This is a genomic window from Fulvimonas yonginensis, assembly GCF_037137055.1.
In the GTDB taxonomy this organism is placed as follows: domain Bacteria; phylum Pseudomonadota; class Gammaproteobacteria; order Xanthomonadales; family Rhodanobacteraceae; genus Frateuria_A; species Frateuria_A yonginensis.
Genome location: NZ_JBBBNY010000002.1, coordinates 63467 through 82863, shown reverse-complemented (window position 1 = coordinate 82863; position 19397 = coordinate 63467). Strand labels below are relative to the sequence as shown.

General features: G+C 71.1%; 16 protein-coding genes and 1 other RNA gene. 6 read left to right on the top strand and 11 right to left on the bottom strand.

Annotated features, from left to right (window positions below):
- Positions 1 to 158: 158 nt before the first annotated feature.
- The 10 genes from ftsW to rsmI all read right to left on the bottom strand — a co-directional run bounded on the left by ftsW (position 159) and on the right by rsmI (position 10532).
- Positions 159 to 1400 (bottom strand): putative lipid II flippase FtsW, encoded by a 1242-nt coding sequence (gene ftsW, locus WAT24_RS03425; RefSeq protein WP_336806433.1) that lies wholly within the window; start codon positions 1398 to 1400, stop codon positions 159 to 161.
- Positions 1401 to 1402: 2 nt separating this feature from the next.
- Positions 1403 to 2485, bottom strand: coding sequence for a phospho-N-acetylmuramoyl-pentapeptide-transferase (mraY, locus tag WAT24_RS03420; protein WP_336806432.1), 1083 nt, complete (start codon positions 2483 to 2485; stop codon positions 1403 to 1405).
- Complete coding sequence (locus tag WAT24_RS03415; RefSeq protein ID WP_336806431.1) at positions 2475 to 3845, bottom strand: UDP-N-acetylmuramoyl-tripeptide--D-alanyl-D-alanine ligase; 1371 nt, start codon at positions 3843 to 3845, stop codon at positions 2475 to 2477. Before WAT24_RS03415 ends, mraY begins: the two co-directional genes overlap by 11 nt.
- Entirely contained in the window at positions 3842 to 5326 is a 1485-nt protein-coding gene (locus tag WAT24_RS03410) for a UDP-N-acetylmuramoyl-L-alanyl-D-glutamate--2,6-diaminopimelate ligase (RefSeq protein ID WP_336806430.1), read from the bottom strand. The genes WAT24_RS03415 and WAT24_RS03410 overlap by 4 nt, the downstream gene beginning before the upstream one ends.
- Positions 5323 to 7059 (bottom strand): peptidoglycan D,D-transpeptidase FtsI family protein, encoded by a 1737-nt coding sequence (locus WAT24_RS03405; protein WP_486620463.1) that lies wholly within the window; start codon positions 7057 to 7059, stop codon positions 5323 to 5325. The genes WAT24_RS03410 and WAT24_RS03405 overlap by 4 nt, the downstream gene beginning before the upstream one ends.
- A gap of 71 nt (positions 7060 to 7130) precedes the next feature.
- Complete coding sequence (gene ftsL / locus WAT24_RS03400) at positions 7131 to 7403, bottom strand: cell division protein FtsL (protein ID WP_425605224.1); 273 nt, start codon at positions 7401 to 7403, stop codon at positions 7131 to 7133.
- Positions 7400 to 8320, bottom strand: a complete 921-nt coding sequence (rsmH, locus tag WAT24_RS03395) for a 16S rRNA (cytosine(1402)-N(4))-methyltransferase RsmH (protein ID WP_336806428.1) — start codon at positions 8318 to 8320, stop codon at positions 7400 to 7402. The genes ftsL and rsmH overlap by 4 nt, the downstream gene beginning before the upstream one ends.
- A 48-nt stretch (positions 8321 to 8368) precedes the next feature.
- Positions 8369 to 8815: a division/cell wall cluster transcriptional repressor MraZ gene (gene mraZ / locus WAT24_RS03390; RefSeq protein WP_336806427.1), complete on the bottom strand. Its 447-nt coding sequence runs from the start codon at positions 8813 to 8815 to the stop codon at positions 8369 to 8371.
- Between the two features lie 445 nt (positions 8816 to 9260).
- Positions 9261 to 9625: RNase P RNA component class A (rnpB, locus tag WAT24_RS03385), an RNA gene on the bottom strand.
- A 76-nt stretch (positions 9626 to 9701) separates the two neighbouring features.
- Positions 9702 to 10532, bottom strand: coding sequence for a 16S rRNA (cytidine(1402)-2'-O)-methyltransferase (rsmI, locus tag WAT24_RS03380; protein WP_336806426.1), 831 nt, complete (start codon positions 10530 to 10532; stop codon positions 9702 to 9704).
- An 85-nt stretch (positions 10533 to 10617) separates the two neighbouring features.
- On the opposite strand from rsmI, the gene WAT24_RS03375 reads away from it, so the two are divergent.
- From WAT24_RS03375 to WAT24_RS03360, 4 genes are all read left to right on the top strand, one after another.
- A complete protein-coding gene (locus tag WAT24_RS03375; protein ID WP_336806425.1) occupies positions 10618 to 12582 on the top strand; it encodes a penicillin-binding protein activator in 1965 nt (654 codons plus the stop codon).
- Positions 12582 to 12938: a YraN family protein gene (locus tag WAT24_RS03370; protein WP_336806424.1), complete on the top strand. Its 357-nt coding sequence runs from the start codon at positions 12582 to 12584 to the stop codon at positions 12936 to 12938. The genes WAT24_RS03375 and WAT24_RS03370 overlap by 1 nt, the downstream gene beginning before the upstream one ends.
- 133 nt (positions 12939 to 13071) lie before the next feature.
- The gene (locus tag WAT24_RS03365) at positions 13072 to 14439 is read left to right on the top strand and encodes an FAD-binding oxidoreductase (protein ID WP_336806423.1); all 1368 of its coding nucleotides are present in this window, start codon (positions 13072 to 13074) and stop codon (positions 14437 to 14439) included.
- Positions 14436 to 15044, top strand: coding sequence for a uracil-DNA glycosylase family protein (locus WAT24_RS03360; RefSeq protein ID WP_336806422.1), 609 nt, complete (start codon positions 14436 to 14438; stop codon positions 15042 to 15044). Before WAT24_RS03365 ends, WAT24_RS03360 begins: the two co-directional genes overlap by 4 nt.
- Here WAT24_RS03360 and rhtC read toward each other — a convergent pair.
- On the bottom strand, positions 15041 to 15667 hold the full coding sequence (gene rhtC / locus WAT24_RS03355; protein ID WP_336806421.1) for a threonine export protein RhtC: 627 nt from the start codon (positions 15665 to 15667) through the stop codon (positions 15041 to 15043). The genes WAT24_RS03360 and rhtC overlap by 4 nt on opposite strands.
- 261 nt (positions 15668 to 15928) lie before the next feature.
- On the opposite strand from rhtC, the gene WAT24_RS03350 reads away from it, so the two are divergent.
- Positions 15929 to 17197, top strand: coding sequence for a nucleoside permease (locus WAT24_RS03350; RefSeq protein ID WP_336806420.1), 1269 nt, complete (start codon positions 15929 to 15931; stop codon positions 17195 to 17197).
- Positions 17198 to 17276: 79 nt separating this feature from the next.
- The gene (locus WAT24_RS03345) at positions 17277 to 19397 is read left to right on the top strand and encodes a TonB-dependent receptor (protein ID WP_336806419.1); all 2121 of its coding nucleotides are present in this window, start codon (positions 17277 to 17279) and stop codon (positions 19395 to 19397) included.

Below are 19397 nucleotides of genomic sequence, written 5' to 3'. Positions count from 1 at the left end.
CTTCGTTGCGTCGGGGCACCCGCCAGGGGGTGGCGCGCGACGCGGCGCCTGACTGGCGGTCAGGTCAAGCCGCGGGCCGTTTTCCGGCGGGCGCACGGACGCCCCCCCGCGGGCCGCCTGCGGCGAGGGCGCTGTGGCACGCCAAGGCAGGCTCATGCTCATGCGGCCACCGCCTCGCGCTCGCGCGGCGCGGCCGCCACGTTCGCGTCCGCCACGGCCAGCGCGGGCATGCGCGTGGCCATCTGCCGCGCATCCAGCGCGCGGTTGATCTCGAAGGTGGCGCGCAGCAGCACGCCGGCCATGGCGCAGGTCATCAGCACCGAGGAGCCGCCCGAGCTGATCAGCGGCAGGGTCAGGCCCTTGGTCGGCAGCGCGCCCAGGTTCACCCCGATCGACACCATCGCCTGCAGGCCCAGCATCAGCGAGACGCCGAAGGCCACGTAGCCGGCGAAGCGCTGGCCGACTTCCACGCCCTTCAGGCCCAGGTACAGGCCGCGGCCGACCGCCAGCGCGAACAGCCCCATCACCAGCACGATGCCGGCCAGCCCCAGCTCCTCGCCGATCACCGCCAGGATGAAGTCGGTGTGCGCTTCGGGCAGGTAGGACAGCTTGAGCACGCTCGAGCCCAGGCCGACGCCGGTCCATTCGCCGCGGCCGATCGCCATCAGCGACTGGGTCAGCTGGAAACCGTCGTTGAAGGGGTCCTTCCACGGATCCATGAACGAGGTGAGCCGCTTCATGCGGTAGCTCTCGCTGGTCGCGGCGATGGCGAGCAGCGGCATCAGCGGCAGGCCCATCAGCATCAGGTAGAGGGGTCGCGCGCCACCCAGCCAGACCATGCCAATGGTGACCGCGATGATCAGCGTGGCCGAGCCGAAGTCCGGCTGCGCCAGCAGCAGCAGCACGATCACGCCGGCCACGATGATCGGGCGCAGCAGACCCCAGAACTTCGTCTCGACGCTTTCGCGGTGGCGCACCAGGAAGCTTGCCACGTACACCACCAGGATCAGCTTGACCGCCTCGACCGGCTGGAAGCTCAGCACGATCAGGTTGAGCCAGCGACGCGCACCGTTGATGCGCATGCCGAAGTGCGGCACGAACACGGCCACCAGCATCGCGCCGCCGAGCAGCAGCAGGGGCAGCGCGTACTTCTCCACCTGCCGCAGTTCCGTGCGCATCGCAGCCGCGGCCAGCACCAGGCCGAGCGCCAGGTAGAAGAGGTGCTTCTTCAGGTAGTAGAAGGCGCCGATGTGCTGGCTGTCCGCCACCGCGATGGAGCTGGAGGCCACCATCACCACGCCCAGGCTCGCCAGGCCGACGAGCGCGACCAGCAGCGGCAGGTCGAAGCTGCCGCGCGGTCCGTGCCGCTTGATCGCCTGGCTGGAGCCGAATCCGAGCATCGTCAGCGCACCTTCAACGTGGCCAGGCCGATCAGCACCAGCACGACGCTGATGATCCAGAAGCGCACGATCACCCGCGGCTCGGGCCAGCCCTTGAGCTCGAAGTGGTGGTGGATCGGCGCCATGCGGAAGATGCGCTTGCCGGTGAGCTTGAAGCTGGCCACCTGCAGCATCACCGAGACGGTCTCCAGCACGAACACGCCGCCCATCACGATCAGCACGATCTCCTGGCGCACCACCACCGCCACGCACGCCAGCGCCGCACCGATCGCCAGCGCGCCCACGTCGCCCATGAACACCTGCGCCGGATAGGTGTTGAACCACAGGAAGCCCAGACCCGCGCCGGCCAACGCGCCGCAGAAGATCGCGAGCTCGCCCGCGCCGGGAATCGAGGGGATGCCCAGGTACTCGGAGAACACCTTGTTGCCGGCGAGGTACGCGAACACGCCCAGCGCGCCCGAGACCAGCACCGAGGGCATGATCGCCAGGCCGTCCAGGCCGTCGGTGAGGTTCACCGCGTTGGAGAAGCCGACCACCATGAAGTAGGCGAGCACCACGAACAGCACGCCCAGCGGCACGGCGACCTGCTTGAACAGCGGCACGTACAGCGCGGTCTCGGCCGGCAGCACCGCGGTCCGGTACAGGAACAGCGCTGCCGCCAGGCCGAACACCGACTGCCAGAAATACTTCCAGCGCGAGGCCAGGCCGCGACTGTCCTTGAGCACCAGCTTCTTGTAGTCGTCGTAGAAACCGATCGCGCCGAACGCGAGCAGCACCGCCAGCACGATCCACACGTAGCGGTTGTGCAGGTCCGCCCACAGCAGCGTGGCGATGGCGATGGCCAGCAGGATCATCACCCCGCCCATGGTCGGCGTGCCGGCCTTGATCAGGTGCGTCTGCGGACCGTCGCTGCGCACCACCTGGCCGGCCTTGAGCGCGGCCAGCCGGGTGATCAGCCCGGGGCCGAACAGCAGCGACATGGCCAGCGCGGTGAGCGCGGCCATGATCGTGCGGAAGGTGATGTACTGGAACAGGTGCAGGGCGGTGAAATGCCGCGCCATCCAGTCGGCCAGCTCAAGCAGCATCGATGGGGCCTCCGGAGGCATGGATGGAGTGTCTGAGCGCGGCGACGACCTGCTCCATGCCGGCCGAGCGCGAGCCCTTGACCAGACAGGTGACGCCTGCGTGCAGTTGCCGCGCCAGCGACGCGGCCAGCGCGGCCTTGTCCGGGTGATGCTCCGCGGCGCCACCGAACGCCTGCGCCGCGGCAGCGCTCAGCGGACCGACCGCGAACAGACGCTCGATCCCGGCGGCCCTGGCGCGGGCGCCGATGCCCGCATGCAGCTCGCGCGCCTCGGGGCCGAGTTCGGCCATGTCGCCCAGCACCAGCCAGCGTTCGCCACTCGCCAGCGCGAGCGTGTCGATGGCGGCGCCGACCGAGCCGGGATTGGCGTTGTAGCTGTCGTCGATCAGGGTCCAGCCGCCGGGCATCGCTTCGCTGCGCAGCCGGCCGGCCACGCCCGGCACGTGCATCAGGCCGGCCACGATGGTCGCCAGCGGCACCTCGAGCGCCAGCGCGATCGCGCTCGCCGCCAGCGCGTTGGCGACGTTGTGGCGCCCGGCCAGCGGCAGCGACACCTCGGCCTCGCCCTCGGGCGTGCGCAGCACGAAGCGCGAGCCGTCCACGCGCTGCTCCAGGATGGTGGCGCCGACGTCGACACCGGCGCCCAGGCCGAAATGCAGCGTCGCGCGCGAGCCGGCCAGGCCCTCGAAGAAGCTTGCGAAGGCGTCGTCCGCGTTGATGATGGCGACACCGTCCGCCGGAAGCGCCTGGTACAGCGCGCCCTTGGTCTCGGCCACGCCCTCCACGCTGCCCATGCGCTCAAGATGCGCCGGCGCGATGGTGTTGACGAGGCCGATATCGGGCCGCGCGATGGCGGCGAGGTAGGCGATGTCGCCCGGCTTGCCCGCGCCCATCTCGAGCACCGCGTACTCGGCGTCGGCCGGCATCGCCAGCAGGGTCAGCGGCAGGCCCAGCTCGTTGTTGTAGTTGCCCGCGTTGACGTGCGTGCGGCCGTGGCGCGAGAGGATCGACGCCGTCAGCGTCTTGACCGTGGTCTTGCCGTTGGAGCCGGTGATGCCGACCACGCGCACGTCGCGCTGCGCGCGCACGGCGCTGGCCAGGTCGCCGAGCGCGAGCTGGGTGTCGCTTACCAGCACCTGCGGCAGGTCCACGTCCACCCGGCGCGTGACCAGGGCCGCCGCGGCGCCGCGCAAGGCCGCCTCGCGCACGTAGTCGTGGCCGTCCACGCGCTCGCCCTTCAGCGCCACGAACAGGTCGCCCGGCTCGAGCTTGCGCGTGTCGATCGCCACGGCGCGCACGTCCAGGTCGGCGCCGAGCAGGCGTCCGCCGGTCCACAGTGCGATTTCGCCCAGGCGCATCATGCGTGGTTCTCCCGTGCAGGCGCGGCGAGTGCGGCGCGCGCCACCGCGAGATCGTCGAACGGCCGCTTGCCGCCCGCGCCCTCCTGGTAGGTTTCATGGCCCTTGCCGGCGATCAGCACCACGTCCCCGGCGCCGGCCTGCGCGATTGCCATGCCGATGGCGGCGGCACGGTCGCGCTGGACCGTCGCCGGGCCGCGCATGCCGGCCAGGATCTGCTCGACGATCAGGTCGCCGTTTTCGCTGCGCGGGTTGTCGTCGGTGACGATCGCCGCGTCAGCCAGGCGCTCGGCGATGGCGCCCATCTGCGGGCGCTTGCCGGCGTCGCGCTCGCCGCCGCAGCCGAACACGCAGATCAGCCGGCCGCGGCAGTGCGCGCGCAGTGCGGTCAGCGCCTGCTCCAGCGCATCGGGTGTGTGTGCGTAGTCGACCACCACCAGCGGCTGGCGGCCGTCGCCGCCCAGGCGGTTCATGCGCCCGTTGACCGGCGCCAGCGCCTCGACCGCCTCGACGCTGCGCGCGAACGGCTCGCCCAGGGCGCCGAGACAGGCGACCACGGCCAGCAGGTTGGCGACGTTGAAGCGGCCGAGCAACGCGCTCCGGATCGAATGCGCGCCCCACGGCGTGCGCAGTTCGAAAGCCAGGCCCTCGGCGGAGGTGGCGACGGCCTGCGCCACGATCTCGGCCCCGGAGGCACCGGCCATGCTGGTGCGCAGCGCCCTCACGCCCGCCGGCAACCGCCCGGCCAGCTCGCGCCCGAACGCGTCGTCCACGTTGACGACCGCGGCCTTGAGCGTCGGGAAGGCGAACAGCTTCGCCTTGGCGGCACCGTAGGCCTCCATCGTGCGGTGGTAGTCCAGGTGGTCCCGGGTCAGGTTGGTGAAGGCGGCGATCTCGAAATCGACCGCGCCCACGCGGCCCTGCTCCAGCGCATGCGAGGAGACCTCCATCGCCACGTAGCGGGCCCCCTGGTCGCGGAACCGCGCCAGCAGGCGCTGCACGTTGATCGCGTCCGGCGTGGTGCGCTCGCCTTCGTCCAGCGCGCCGTGCAGGCCGGCGCCGAGCGTGCCGATGCTTGCGGCGCGGTGGCCCAGGCGGGACAGCGCCTGGACGATCAGCTGCACGGTGGAGGTCTTGCCGTTGGTGCCGGTGACGCCGACGATCCGCAGCGCGCGCGCGGGATGGTCGTAGAAGCGCGCGGCGATCTCGCCCAGTCGCGCGTGCAGGTCGTCGACCCACAGCACCGGCACGCCGGGCGCGAAGCCCGCCACCACCGGCGCCTCCGCCAGCACCAGCGCCGCACCGCGCACCACGGCCTCGGCGGCGAAGGCGATGCCGTGTGCGCGGGTGCCGCGCAGCGCCACGAAGGCCTCGCCGGGGCGCACCTGGCGCGAATCGAGGGCGAGCCCACAAACGGCAAGTTCGCCGAGCGCACCCGCGTCGGCGAAGCCCTGGACCAGCATGGCGAGGGGGCGCGTGCTCACGGCTCCTCCTCCACCGGTGCGTCGTCGATCGGTGGATCGGTCGGTGGCTTGCTGCCGGCCAGGCCGTCCGGACTCATCAACGGCCCCCCGGCATACCAGCGGCCGATGTTGTCCGGCGGCACGTCGAGCAGGCGCAAAGCACCCTCCATCACGCGCGCGAACACCGGCGCCGAGACCATGCCGCCGTAGTAACTGCGCTTCTGCGGGTCGTCGATGATCACCACGCCGACCAGCCGCGGATGGGTGGCGGGCACCATGCCGGCGAATGCCGCCGTGTAGTTGTTGCGCGAATAGCCGCCCGCGGCCGCCTTGTGCGCGGTGCCGGTCTTGCCGGCGACGATGTAGTTGGCGATGCGCGCGGTGGTCGCGGTGCCGCCGGGCGCCGTCACCGTCTCCATCATCTGCACGATCTCGTCGGCCACTTGCGCCGAGACGATCGCCTTGGGCTCGTTGTCGGCCCCCTTGATGAAGCTGGGCGAGTGCATCACGCCGTGGTCGGCCAGCGTGGCGTAGGCGTTGGCCAGCTGCAGCGGCGTCACGCTGAGGCCGTAACCGTAGCCCATGATGGCCTTCTCCAGCGGACGCCAGTCGCGGCCGATCCGCAGCAGGCCCGAGGACTCGCCGGGGAAGCCGCTGTTGGTGCTGTTGCCGAAGCCGAACGCGCGGTAGGTGTCGTACATCAGCTCGGTATCGAGCTCCATCGCGATGTGTGCCGCGCCCACGTTGCTGGACTTGGTGATCACGCCGGTGGGCGTGAGCAGGCCGTAGTTGTGCGTGTCGTGGATGTCGTGGCCCTGGAAGAACCAGTGGCCGCCGGTGGTGTCGATCAGCGGGCCGGTCGGCGTGAACTTGCCGCTGGACAGCGCCGCGGCCATCAGGATCGGCTTGATCGTGGAGCCGGGCTCGAGCAGGTCGGTGACGGCGCGGTTGCGCCGCTCGGCCGGCTTGCTGGCGCCTACCGCGTTGGGGTTGTAGGTCGGCAGGTTGACCATCGCCAGCACCTCGCCGGTGCCGACGTCCAGGATCACCATCGAACCGGAGGCGGCATCGAACTCGGTGAGCGCGTTCTTCAGTTCGTTGTAGGCGAGAAACTGGATGCGCCGGTCGATGCTGAGCGTGAGGTTCTTGCCCGGCTTGGGCTCGCGCACCTGCTCGACGTCCTCCACCACCCGGCCCAGGCGGTCGCGGATCACCCGCTTGGCGCCGGGCTTGCCGGCCAGCCAGTCGTCGAAGGCCAGTTCCAGGCCTTCCTGGCCATGGTCGTCGATGTTGGTGAAGCCGAGCACGTGCGCGGTCACTTCGCCCGAGGGGTAGTAGCGGCGGTATTCGCGCTGCCCGTTGACGCCAGGGATGCCGAGGTCGAGCACCGCCTGCGCCGCCTCCGGCGGCATCTGGCGGCGCAGATAGACGAACTCGCGGTCGGCGCGCTGGGCCAGGCGCTCCTGCAGCTCGCCGGCATCCACGCCCAGCGCGGCGGCCAGCTCGGGGATGCGGTCGGGGTTCTCCAGCACCTGCGGCGGATTCGCCCAGATCGAGACCACCGGCGTGGACACCGCCAGCGGCTCGCCGTTGCGGTCGAAGATGGTGCCGCGCGAGACCGGGATCGGCACCTCGCGCAGGAAGCGCGCATCGCCCTGATCCTGGTAGAACTGCTTGCGTACCACCTGCAGGTCGAATGCGCGCGCGACCAACCCCAGCGAGGCCAGCGAGAGCACGCCCACGACCAGCACCATGCGCTTGCGCGGGCTGGGGCCCGTGCCACGGCGGCGGCTGGAGGACGGCTGTGCGATCGGGCGGCGCAGGCTCATCGACGCACCAGCTGGATGTCCTGCGGACGCGGCGTGATCATGCCGAGCTTGCTGCGCGCTTCCTGGTCGATGCGCCGCGGCTCGGCCCAGGTGGCCTGCTCCAGCTCGAGCCGGCCGTATTCGATGTTGAGGTCGTCGCGCTCGTTCTGCAGGCGGGTCAGTTCCACGAACAGCACGCGGCTCTCGTGGCGCGCCCACACCACGCCGATGGCGCTGACCAGCACGGCCAGCAGCAGGAGCACCAGCGCCGCGCCCGCCAGCACCCTCATGCCAGCTTCTCCGCTACGCGCAGCACCGCCGAGCGGGCGCGCGGGTTGGCCGCGAGCTCCTGCTCGGACGGGAAGCGTGCCTTGCCGACGGAGGCGAGCCGCGCCGGTGCCGCGGCCACCGGCGGGCCGCGCCGGCTGCCCTGCACGCGGCCGGAATGGTCGCGGATGAACTGCTTGACGATGCGGTCCTCGAGCGAATGGAAACTGATCACCGACAGCCGGCCGCCGGTCTTGAGCCGCTCGAGCGCCGCCTCGAGCCCACGCCGCACCGACTCCAGCTCGCCGTTCACGCGGATGCGCAGGGCCTGGAAGCTGCGCGTGGCCGGGTGCTTGCCCGGTTCGCGGCGGCCGATGGTGCGCTCGATCAGCGCGGCCAGCTCGCCGGTGCGGGTGATCGGCGCCTCCGCGCGGCGCGCCACGATGGCGCGCGCGATCTTGCGGCTGAAGCGCTCCTCGCCGAAGGTCCACAGCACGTCGGCGATCTCGTGCTCGTCCGCGCGCGCCAGGAAGTCCGCCGCGCCTTCGCCCTGCGTGGTGTCCATGCGCATGTCGAGCGGCGCGTCGGCCATGAAGCTGAAGCCGCGCGCGGCCTCGTCCAGCTGTGGCGAGGACACGCCCAGGTCGAGCAGCACGCCGTCCAGGCCGGCGGCGGTCTCGTCCCATTCGGCCAGTTCGGCGAAATTGCCGTGGCGGATGGCGACCCGCGGGTCGCCCGCGAAGGCTACGCGGGCGGCGGCGATCGCAGCCGGATCGCGGTCCATCAGCAGCAGCCGGCCGCCGGGACCCAGGCGCGACAGCACCGCGCGTGCGTGGCCGCCGCGCCCGAAGGTGCCATCCAGATACCGCCCGCCTGCCTGCACGGCAAGGCCCTCCACCGCTTCGTCCAGCATCACCGGGATGTGCCGCAACTCGGCCACGCCGCACCCTCCCGTCCCGTCTTCGTCCCGCACCCGAACACCCGCGCCTTACAGGCGCAGGTCCGCCATGTCGTCAGTGATGTCGTCTTCGCCGAGGGTCTGGCGGATCTTGGCCAGATGCGCCTGCTCGCTCCACAGCTCGAACTTGTTGCCCATGCCCAGCAGCACCGCCTTCTTCTCGATGCCGGCGGCGGCACGCTGGCTGGCCGGCAGCAGGATGCGCGAGGCGCCGTCCGGCTCGACCACGGTCGCCGCGCCCACCAGCTTCATCTGCATGTCGCGGTGGGCGGCCTTGACCTTGGGCAGGGCGTTGACCTGGTCGCGCACCTGCTCCCATTCGGCGTAGGGAAACAGCCACAGGCAGCCCGTCTCGAACGGGTTGTAGGTGACCACCAGCCGATTGGCGCAGGCGCCCGCGACCAGCTCCCGATACGCGGTCGGGATGGCCAGCCGGCCCTTGTCATCGACGGTAATGGCGGTCTCGCCCTGGAACACCCGTGGACTCCACTGATTCCCACGATTTCACACAGGGTCCCACGATACGTCTCGCCTCCTGAGACTGTCAAGGGATTTTTGCTTGCGAATCAAGGAGAAAGGCGGAAGTGTGGACGTATTTCCAGCCGTTTGCGAGGAAGGTCCGGAAGGTGCTTGATAGCTAGGGGTTTTTCAAAATGGTCCGTAAGGCCGGTCACGGGCCTGCGGCCCGCCGGCCGCCCGGGACATGAATCCGCCGTTCAGGCCCGCACCCATCGGCCTTGCGGGAGCGCCTGCTCCGATGCCGTTGGGAGCCCGGGCGCCGGAAGAGCCAAGGAGCACGGGCGCAAACTCGCTCCGACCGATCGACGGGTAGGCCACGGCAGGAAACAAAAGGCCAGGGCGGCGCCATCATCCGCGCCGCCCTGGCCTTCGTCCGGCGACGCGCCCGAGCGCGCCTCCCAAGAGGTGGAGTCGGCCTGTAAGCCGGGTTCTGTACGCCTTGCGGCGCGACAGTCATTCCTCTCGGCCAGGCGTCGCCGCCTGGCTCCAGCGACCTACCCGGGAACAACGCGGGCCGCGTTATCGTTCCCCTATTCGGTCTTGCTCCGGGTGGGGTTTACCGTGCCGTACGGCGTTGACCCCGTACGCGGTGCGCTCTTACCGCACCCTTTCACCCTTACCTGATCCTCTTGCGAGGCCATCGGCGGTCTGCTCTCTGTTGCACTGGCCGTCGGCTCACGCCGCCCAGGTGTTACCTGGCACCCTGCCCTGTGGAGCCCGGACTTTCCTCGACGCGCTTGCACGCGACGCGACTGTCCGGCCGACTCCGGCGCCCATGGTAGCCGAAGGCGCCCCGGACCGGGCCGCTCGACCGTGCGCGCGGTCAGCCGGCGGTGGGCGAGCTTCATGTCGCCTCGTAGAGGCTCTTGCGCGGCGCGCCCGTGATCGCCGCCGCCAGCCTGGCTGCCTTGGCGGGCGGCAGCTCCTCGCGCAGCAACGCGAACACGCGCTGCCCCTCGGCCAGGCGCGCGTCCGCCTCCTCGCCACGGCCGGCCACCAGGATCACGCACTCGCCACGCTGCTGGTCCGGATCGCCGGCCACGCGCTCGGCGAGTTCGCCTAGCGGCTCGCCGATCACCGTTTCGAACAGCTTGGTCAGCTCGCGCGCCAGCACGGCCTCGCGCCGGTCGCCGAATGCTGCGCGCATGTCGGCCAGGCTCTCGGCCACGCGATGCGACGACTCGTAGAAGATCAGCGTGCGCGACTCGCCGGCCAGTTCCTGCAGACGGCTGCGGCGCGCCGCCGCCTTCGGCGGCAGGAAGCCCTCGAACACGAAGCGGTCGCTGGGCAGGCCGGCCACCGACAGCGCCGCGATCGCCGCGCAGGCGCCCGGCACCGGCACGCAGCGGATCCCGGCCGCGCGCGCCGCGCGCACCAGCCGGAAGCCCGGGTCGCTGACCAGCGGCGTGCCCGCGTCGGAGATCAGCGCCACCGATTGCCCGTCGAGCATGCGCCGCACCAGCCCGTCGACCGCTTCGCGCTCGTTGTGCTCGTGCAGCGCGACCAGCGGGACTTCGATGTTGTGGTGGAGCAGCAGCGGACGGCTGTGGCGCGTGTCTTCCGCCGCGATCACGTCGGCCGCGCGCAGCGTGGCGATCGCGCGCGCGGAGAGGTCGTCGCGGTTGCCGATCGGCGTGGCGACGACCGACAGGCTGCCGGGCTGGACGGTAGGCATGGGAACTCCGGAACGGCGCGCAAAGGGGCTGCGACGCGATCGGCTATGATCGCTCACCATGTCGACCACGACCAAGGGACATTCCATGCGACTGCTCCGCGCCGCCGGCCTTGGCCTCCTGATCGCCCTGGCGCTGGCCGCCTGCGTCCCCGGCGCCGTCACCCGCACGCCGCAGGAACTGGCCGCCGCGGCGCATGCCGAGCAGCTCGCCAGGCAAGGCCAGTTCGACCAGGCAATCCAGGCCTACCTCGATCTCGCCCAGCAGACGCGCGATCCCGACCACTACCGCGTGCTCGCCGCGGAGGTCTACCGCGAGGAAGGCGCCATCGGACAGGCCGCGCCGCTGCTGGACCAGGTGCGCCGCCAGCGCCTGCAGGCGGAAGACGCGGCCCGCTACGACCTGCTCCGCGCGGAACTGGCACTGGCCCGCCACGACGCGCACACCGCGCTGCAACTGACCACCCAGCCGACGCCGGTGCCGCCCGCGCTGGAGCTGCGCCTGCTGGAGCTGCGCGCTCGCGCCATGGAGGCCAGCGGCGACGTGTGGGGCGCGGCACGCACGCGCGTGCAGATGGATCCGCAGCTGCAAGGCCTGGACCACACGCAGAACCGCAAGCAGATCCTCGACCTGCTGCAGCGCCTCGGCGTCGGGCCGCTCAAGCGCCGCGCCTCGGCCATGCAGGCGGGCGACCGCATGTTGCCCTGGGTCAACGAGGCGCTGACCCAGCTCGGCGTGCCGGTGGCGCAGCCGCAGCCGGACCTCGACCAGCCGGTGGGCACCATGTTGCCCGGTGCCAACGCCAACGTGCGCGAGGGCTACCGCATGCCCACGCAGGTGGCGCTGCTGCTGCCGCTGGACGGCAACTTCGCCGGCGCCAGCGGCGCGATCCGCCAGGGCTTCTTCGCCGCCTACGCCGACGCCGCCCGCACCCATGCCCCCCGTGCCCGCGTGCGCGTGTACGACAGCGGCGGCACCGCCGACGGTGCGGTGAAGGCCTACCAGCAGGCTGCCAGCGACGGCGCATTGCTGGTGGTGGGGCCGCTCACCCGGACCGAGGTGGCCGCGGTGTTCGGCCAGCCGCAGCTGCCGGTGCCGCTGCTTGCGCTCAACCACCCGGACGACCGGAGCCTGCCCGCCAGCGGCGCGACCGAGTTCGGCCTGCTCCCCGAGACCGAAGGCGCGCAGGCGGCCGACCACATGGTCGAGCGCGGCCTGCATGGCGCCTACGTGATCGTCTCCGACGACGATTTCGCCCAGCGCGCAGCCGGCGCCTTCAAGGCGGAGCTGGAGGCACGCGGCGGCCACGTGGCGGGCACCGCCACACTGCCGACGGGCAAGGTGAACTACGCCAGCACCATCGCCGGACTGGGCATGCCGACCTCGGCCATGCCGCTGCCGGAGACCTCGCCGGCACCGCCCGGGTCCGCACCGGCGCCGGCCGGCACGACCGTCTCGCCCGCTGTCCCCGCGTCCGTGCCCAACGGGGATACCGGCATCTTCATCAGCATGCGCCCGGAGCAGGCGCGGCTGCTGCTGCCGCAGCTGCAGATCGCGCACGTCGGCCTGCCGGTGTTCGGCACCTCGCACATCTACGCCGGCGAGGACGACGCCGCCGCGAACCGGGATCTGGACGGCGTGGAATTCTGCGACGCACCCTGGCTGTTCGATGCCCAGCCCGGCCTGCCCAACCACGCCGCGATCGCCGCCCAGCTGCCGAGCGCACGTGGCACCTCGGCGCGGCTGTTCGCGCTGGGCATGGATGCCTGGAACCTGGTGCCTTACCTGGACTGGCTGCGCGAACACCCGGGCAGCTACCTGCCCGGCGCCACCGGCCAGCTCGCCGAGGACCAGTTCGGACGCGTGCGCCGCGTGCTGGTGTGGGCCCGTTTCCAGGACGGCGTGGCGCGTCCGCTGACCGGCAGCCTCGAGCTGGATGACGTGCCCGCGGCCGCCCCGCCGGTGGACGAGGGCAGCCGCACCCCGATCCCGGCCGGCGCCTCCAGTGCGCCCGCGCCGGCCGGTACCACCGAGCCGCCAGCCGGCCACTGATGCGCGCCACCGGCGAGGCCTTCGAGCAGCGCGCCTGCGAGGCGCTGGCGCGCGCCGGACTGAAACCGCTGGCGCGCAACTACACCACCCGCCACGGCGAGCTGGACCTGGTCATGCGCGACGGCGACACGGTGGTGTTCGTGGAGGTGCGCTACCGCGTGCGCGCCGGCCACGGCGATGCCGTCGCCTCGGTCACGCGCGCCAAGCAGGAGAAGCTGATCCGCACGGCCGAGCTTTGGCTGGCCGCGCACCCGCAGCACGCGCACCGCCCCTGCCGCTTCGACGTGGTCAGCTACGACGGGCCGGACGACCAGGCGAGCATGCACTGGCTCAAGGGCGCCTTCGAAGCCGAGTGACCGTTCCTCGTGCCGACGCAGGGGAGACCGCCCCGGACGCAGCTACCGCTGCCGGGATGCGGTACTGTCGCCCTTGACCATCAACAGCCGTCCTTCCCCGATGCCCGCTTCGGACGAAGCGGAAGCGCCCCACATGCCTCTGCCCGATGCCCTGCTCCCGACGCTGCGCTCGATCTTCGGCGACGCCGTGTCCACCGGTCCCGCCGAGCGGCTCGCCTACGCCTACGACAACTCGCGCCTCGACGCGCAGCCGGATGCCGTGGTGTTTCCCACCACGCACGCCCAGGTCGAGGCACTGGTGCGTGCCTGCCGCGCGCACCGCGTGCCGCTCACCGCGCGCGGGCGCGGCAGCAACACCACCGGCGCCACGGTGCCGGTCGAAGGCGGCATCGTGGCGAGCTTCGAGCGCATGAACCGCATCCTGCGCATCGACCCGGCCAACCGGCTGGCGGTGGTCGAGCCGGGCGTCATCAACGGCGACCTGCAGCGCGCGCTGGCGCCGCACGGCCTGTTCTGGCCGCCGGACCCCAGCTCCTCGCCCTGGTGCAGCATCGGCGGCAACCTCGCCTGCAATGCCGCCGGCCCGCGCGCGGTCAAATACGGCACGCCACGCGAAAACACCCTGGGGCTGTGCGCCGTCGCCGGCACGGGCGAGGGCTTCCGCTGCGGCACCTACACCAGCAAGGGCGCCACCGGCTACGACCTCACCCGCCTGCTGGTCGGCTCGGAAGGCACCCTCGCGCTGATCACCGAAGCCACGCTACGGCTCGTGCCGAAGCCTTCGGCCATCCGCACGCTGCGCGCGACCTATCGCGATGTCGCCACGGCCGCGCAGGCGGTGGCGCGCATCATGGGCCAGCCGGTGACGCCATGCACGCTGGAATTCATCGACGAGACGGCATTGGAACTCGCCCACGCGTACGCCGGCGACGAGGTGCCGGCGGCCGGCGCGTTGCTGATGATCGAGGTCGATGGCGAGCCGGAGACGCTCGACGCCGCCGTCGCCGCGGTCTCGGCCGCCGCGCACGGCGAGGGCATGGAATCCCTGCACACCGCTGCCACCGTCGAGGAGGCCCAGCGCCTGTGGGCGGCCCGCAAGGCGCTCTCCCCCGCACAGCGCACGATCGCGCCGGACAAGATCAACGAGGACGTGGTGGTGCCGGTCAGCCGCCTGCCGGAACTGGTCCAGGGCATCCAGCGGCTGGCGGCGAAGCACGACGTGCTGGTGGTCAGCTTCGGGCACGCCGGCAACGGCAACCTGCACGTCAACCTGCTGCCGCGCGACACGGCCGAGCGCGAGCGCGCGCATGCCTGCCTGGCCGAGGTCTTCGCGCTGGTGATCGCGCTGGAGGGTACGCTGTCGGGCGAACACGGCATCGGCCTGACCAAGCGCGAGTTCATGCCGCTGGCGCTGGAGCCGGCCACGCTGGCGCTGATGCGCGGCGTCAAGCAGGCGTTCGATCCCGACGGGATCCTCAACCCCGGCAAACTGCTGCCATGAGCCCGTCCGTGACCGGCCTGCTCGCCGAGATCCGCGCCTGCCGGCTCTGCGCCGCGCACTTGCCGCACGGCGTGCGACCGGTGCTGCAGGCCTCGGCGTCCTCGCGGCTGTTGATCGTCAGCCAGGCACCGGGGCGCAAGGTGCACGCCAGCGGCGTGCCGTTCGACGACGTCAGCGGCGACCGCCTGCGCGACTGGCTGGGCGTGGACAAGGCGACCTTCTACGACGCCCGGCGCGTGGCGATCGTGCCGATGGGCTTCTGCTTCCCCGGCAGCGCGCGCGGCGCCGACCTGCCGCCACGGCGCGAATGCGCGCCGGCCTGGCATCCGCGCCTGTTGCCGTTGCTGAAGAAGGTCGAGCTGACCCTGGCGATCGGCCGCTACGCGCAGGTCGGCCTGCTCGGCGAGGCGACCGGCGCCAGCCTCACCGAGACGGTGCGCGACTGGCGCGCGCACCTGGCCCGTGGCGTGCTGCCGTTGCCGCATCCGAGCCCGCGCAACCAGCTGTGGACCAAGCGCAACCCCTGGTTCGCGGACGAGTTGCTGCCGGTGCTCCGCGACCGGGTCGCCCGGGCGCTGCACCTGCCGGCGGGCACCGGTCCCTAGGCGGCGCGACGCACCAGGATCAGATGCAGGCCGAAGGCGACGAACACCGCGCCGGCGAAGCCGTCGGTCCAGCGCGCCAGCCGGAGGTAGCCGCGCCGCATCGCCGGCAGCGCGAAGAAGGCAGCGACCAGCGTGAACCAGGCGAAGGTCTCGGCCACGATCAGCATCCACAGGCCCCAGCGCGCCGCGGCGCCGACGCGGTCGCCGAGGAACGCCGAGAACACGCTGCCGAAATAGACCACCACCTTGGGGTTGGCCAGGTTGGTGAACAGGCCTGCGCGCAGGGTCAGCAACTCGCCGCCCGGGGCCACCATCGGCGTGCCGTGTGCCGCGGGCCGGTGTGCGAAGGCACCGCGCAGCATGCGCACGCCCATCCACACCAGGTACAGCCCGCCGGCCACGGCCACCAGCTGCTGCAACCAGGCCAGCCGGTGCAGCACCAGCTGCAATCCGAGCAGGGCCAGCGCGGACCAGAAGGTGATTCCCAGGGTGATGCCGAGCACGCCGAACAGCGCCTGCCGGCGCGAGCGGCTCACCGCGGTCTGCGAGACGAAGAAGAAATCCGGGCCGGGGCTGAACAGCGCGACCAGGTGGACCACGGCGATGGTGAGGAAGAGGTTCATGGCTCGGCCCGTAGCGAATGGCGCGTGTCAGTGTAGATGGCGTCGCCACGCAGGCTGCATTCTCCACCCGGCCACCGATGCAGGCGAGACCACGCGGCGACCCGTGCGCTCCTGCCGACCACCCGACCGTGCGCGTGGCCGGGATGCGCTGCGCCGCGCCTTGCCCGGCCGCGGCCCTTTCTCTAACCTGCCCGGATTTGCGGCCATGGGCACGTTCCCGCGGCTTTTTGCAGGGGGAAAGCACATGCGGGTCTTTGCGCCATGAACATCAAGCTGCGTCTGATCGTGATGAACTTCCTGCAGTTCTTCGTGTGGGGTTCGTGGCTCACCACCATCGGCGCCTACTGGTTCCAGACCCGCCACTGGGGCGGCGGCGAGTTCGGCGCGATCTTCTCCACCATGGGCATCGCCTCGCTGTTCATGCCCGCGATCACCGGCATCATCGCCGACAAGTGGATCAACGCCGAGCGCCTGTACGGCGTGCTGCACCTGGGCGGTGCGCTGATGCTGTTCATCGTGCCGACGATCGACAACCCGGCCACGCTGTTCTGGGTGATGCTGGTCAACATGTGCTTCTACATGCCGACCATCGCGCTCTCCATCACGGTGGCCTACAACGCGCTCAAGACCGAGGGCGTGGACATCGTCAAGGTGTATCCGCCGATCCGCGTGTGGGGCACGATCGGCTTCATCGTGGCGATGTGGGCGATCAGCCTGCTGCACATCGAGACCTCGCCCGGGCAGTTCCGGGTCGCCGGCATCGCAGCCGCGCTGCTCGGCGTCTACGCCTTCACCCTGCCGCGCTGCCCGCCGCGCGACACGCGCCACACCGCGCTGATCGACGTGCTCGGCCTGCGCTCGTTCGCGCTGTTCAAGAACTACAAGATGGCGGTGTTCTTCCTGTTCGCGATGGCGCTGGGCGCCGCGCTGCAGCTGACCAACGCCTATGGCGACACCTTCCTGCACGACTTCGGCAAGGTCGACGCGTACAAGGGCCTGCTCACGGTGCGCTACCCGAACATCGTGCTGTCGATCTCGCAGATGTCCGAAACGCTGTTCATCCTGGCCATCCCGTTCTTCCTCAAGCGCTTCGGCATCAAGACGGTGATGCTGATCAGCATGGTCGCCTGGGTGCTGCGCTTCGGTCTGTTCGCCTACGGCAACCCGGCCGAACTGCTGTGGATGATCGTGCTGTCGAACATCGTCTACGGCATGGCCTTCGATTTCTTCAACATCTCCGGCTCGCTGTTCGTCGAGGGCCAGGCCGATCCGAAGATCCGCGCCAGTGCGCAGGGCCTGTTCATGCTGATGACCAACGGCGTGGGCGCGGTGCTCGGCAGCTCGATCAGCGGCCAGGTGATCGAGCGGTTCTTCACCGCGCCGGACGGCGCGCTGCAGTGGCACGGCATCTGGCTGAGCTTCGCCGGCTACGCGCTGGTGGTGGCGGTGCTGTTCGTGATCCTGTTCCGCCACAAGCACATCCCGGAGAACGTGGCACGGGCGAACCTCGGCCAGCAGGCGGGCATCTGAGCCGGCGTCGGCGCAAGTTCTTGCTTGTTGTTGAGAATCATTTGCATTAGCATGCCAGCCTTCTCCACTGGAGGCTGTCATGCCGTCGCCCGTCCGTCCGCTCGCCCTGACCCTGACCCTGGCCCTGGCGGCCCCGCTGCATGCCGCGGACGTGCCGCAGGCGACCACGCTTGAGCGGGTCGAGGTCTCCGAGAGCACCCTGCGCATGCCGCGCAGCCAGGGCGCGCTGCCGATGACGATCACGGTGATCGACCCGCAGCAGCTCAAGCAGCAGCTGGCGATCACCCCGGACCTGGGCGACGCCATCGGCGCGCTGGTGCCCTCCTACGCGCCGTCCACGCAGAAGCTTTCGGTGCGCGGCCAGACCCTGCGCGGACGCAATCCGCTGTACATGATCGACGGCGTGCCGCAGTCCAGCCCGCTGCGCAACGGCTCGCGCGACGGCTACACGATCGACCCGGCGATGATCGAGCGCATCGAGATCGTCGAGGGCTCCAACTCGCTGCAGGGCCTGGGCGCGGCCGGCGGCATCATCAACATCATCACCAAGCGTGCGCCGGACCGCGACGGCGTGCGTCAGGAACTCACCCTGGATGCCAGCGCGCCGACGCAGGGTGCCGACGGGCTGGGCTACGGCGCGGCCTGGCTGCTCGGCGCGCGCTCGGGCGCGTTCGACATGGTCGTGGGCGCCTCCTGGCGCAAGCGTGGCATGTACTCGGATGCGCGCGGACGGCTGATCGGCGTCGACGGCACCCAGGGCGACCTGATGGACTCGAACAGCCGGGACGGCTTCGCCAAGCTCGGCTACACCTTCGCCGGCGGGCGTCGCCTGCAACTGACGGCGAACCGCTTCCAGCTGCAGGGCGACGGTGACTACAGCGCGGTCTCCGGCGACATGGACGCCGGCATCCCGACGACCTCGGGGCGCGCGAAGCAGCCGGGCGAGGCGCCGCGCAACCGCGTGCTCACCACCAGCCTGGACTACCGCGATCCGCATCTGGCCGGCGGCGAGCTGCGCACGCAGCTCTACCACCAGGCCAACCGCGAACTGTTCGGCGGAGGCACCTTCGCCACCTTCCAGGACCCGGCCTACGGGCCGCGGGTGTTCGACCAGTCGCAGAACATCTCCGACAAGGACGGCGCGCGGCTCTCCTGGGCGCGGCGCGGTCTGCTCGAGGACACCCTCACCGTACTCGCCGGCGCCGACGGCTACCGCGACCGCACCCACCAGTCGCTGGCCCGCACCGGGCGCGACTGGGTGCCGCGCAGCACCTACACTGGCTGGGCGCCGTTCCTGCAGGCCGAGTACTGGCCGGTGGCGGCGCTGTCGATCAACGCCGGCCTGCGCCAGGAGCACGGACGCCTGGAAGTGCCCACCTTCCGCACGCTCGCCTTCTACAACGGCGTGACCGTCGAGGGTGGCTCGCGCACGTTCACCAGGACGCTGCCCAACCTGGGCGCGGTCTGGTACCTCACCGACGCGCTGAACCTGTTCGCCAGCTACGCGCAGGGCTACACCCTGCCGGACGTCGGCCGCGTGCTGCGCGCGATCAAGACGCCCGGCCAGCGCGTGGGCGACTTCCTGGACCTCAAGCCGGTGGTGTCGGACAACCGCGAGGTCGGCGCCGAATTCACCGGGCAGGCGTTCAACGCGCGCGTCAGCTACTGGACCTCGAGCTCGAAGCTGGGTGCGCTGCTGGTGTTCGACGCGCCCAACCAGGTCTACGACGTGGCCCGCCAGCGCACGCGGATCAGCGGCTGGGAAGCGCGCGCCGGCTGGACGCCGCGCGCCGGTACCCGGCTGGACCTGTCCTACGCCATGAACCACGGGCGCTCGGACCGGGACGGCGACGGCAAGGTCGATTCCGACCTGGACGGCGCCAACATCGCGCCCCACCGGGTGAACCTGTCCTGGACCCAGCGCTGGAGCGATGCGCTGTCGAGCTACCTGCAGCTCTCGCGCCTGGCCAGCCGGGACTTCGCCACGCTGGGTGAGCGCAGCGCGCACTTCGACGGCTACGCGACCGCCGATGCCTATCTGAAGTGGCACGCGGGCCGTGCCGGCGACTGGACGCTGGGCGTGCAGAACCTGGCCAACAAGCAATACATCAACTACGTCTCGCAGACGGTCGGCGACGACGACTCCTACTTCGCCGGCCGCGGCCGCACCGCCTCGCTGACCTGGCAGCAGGTGTTCTGA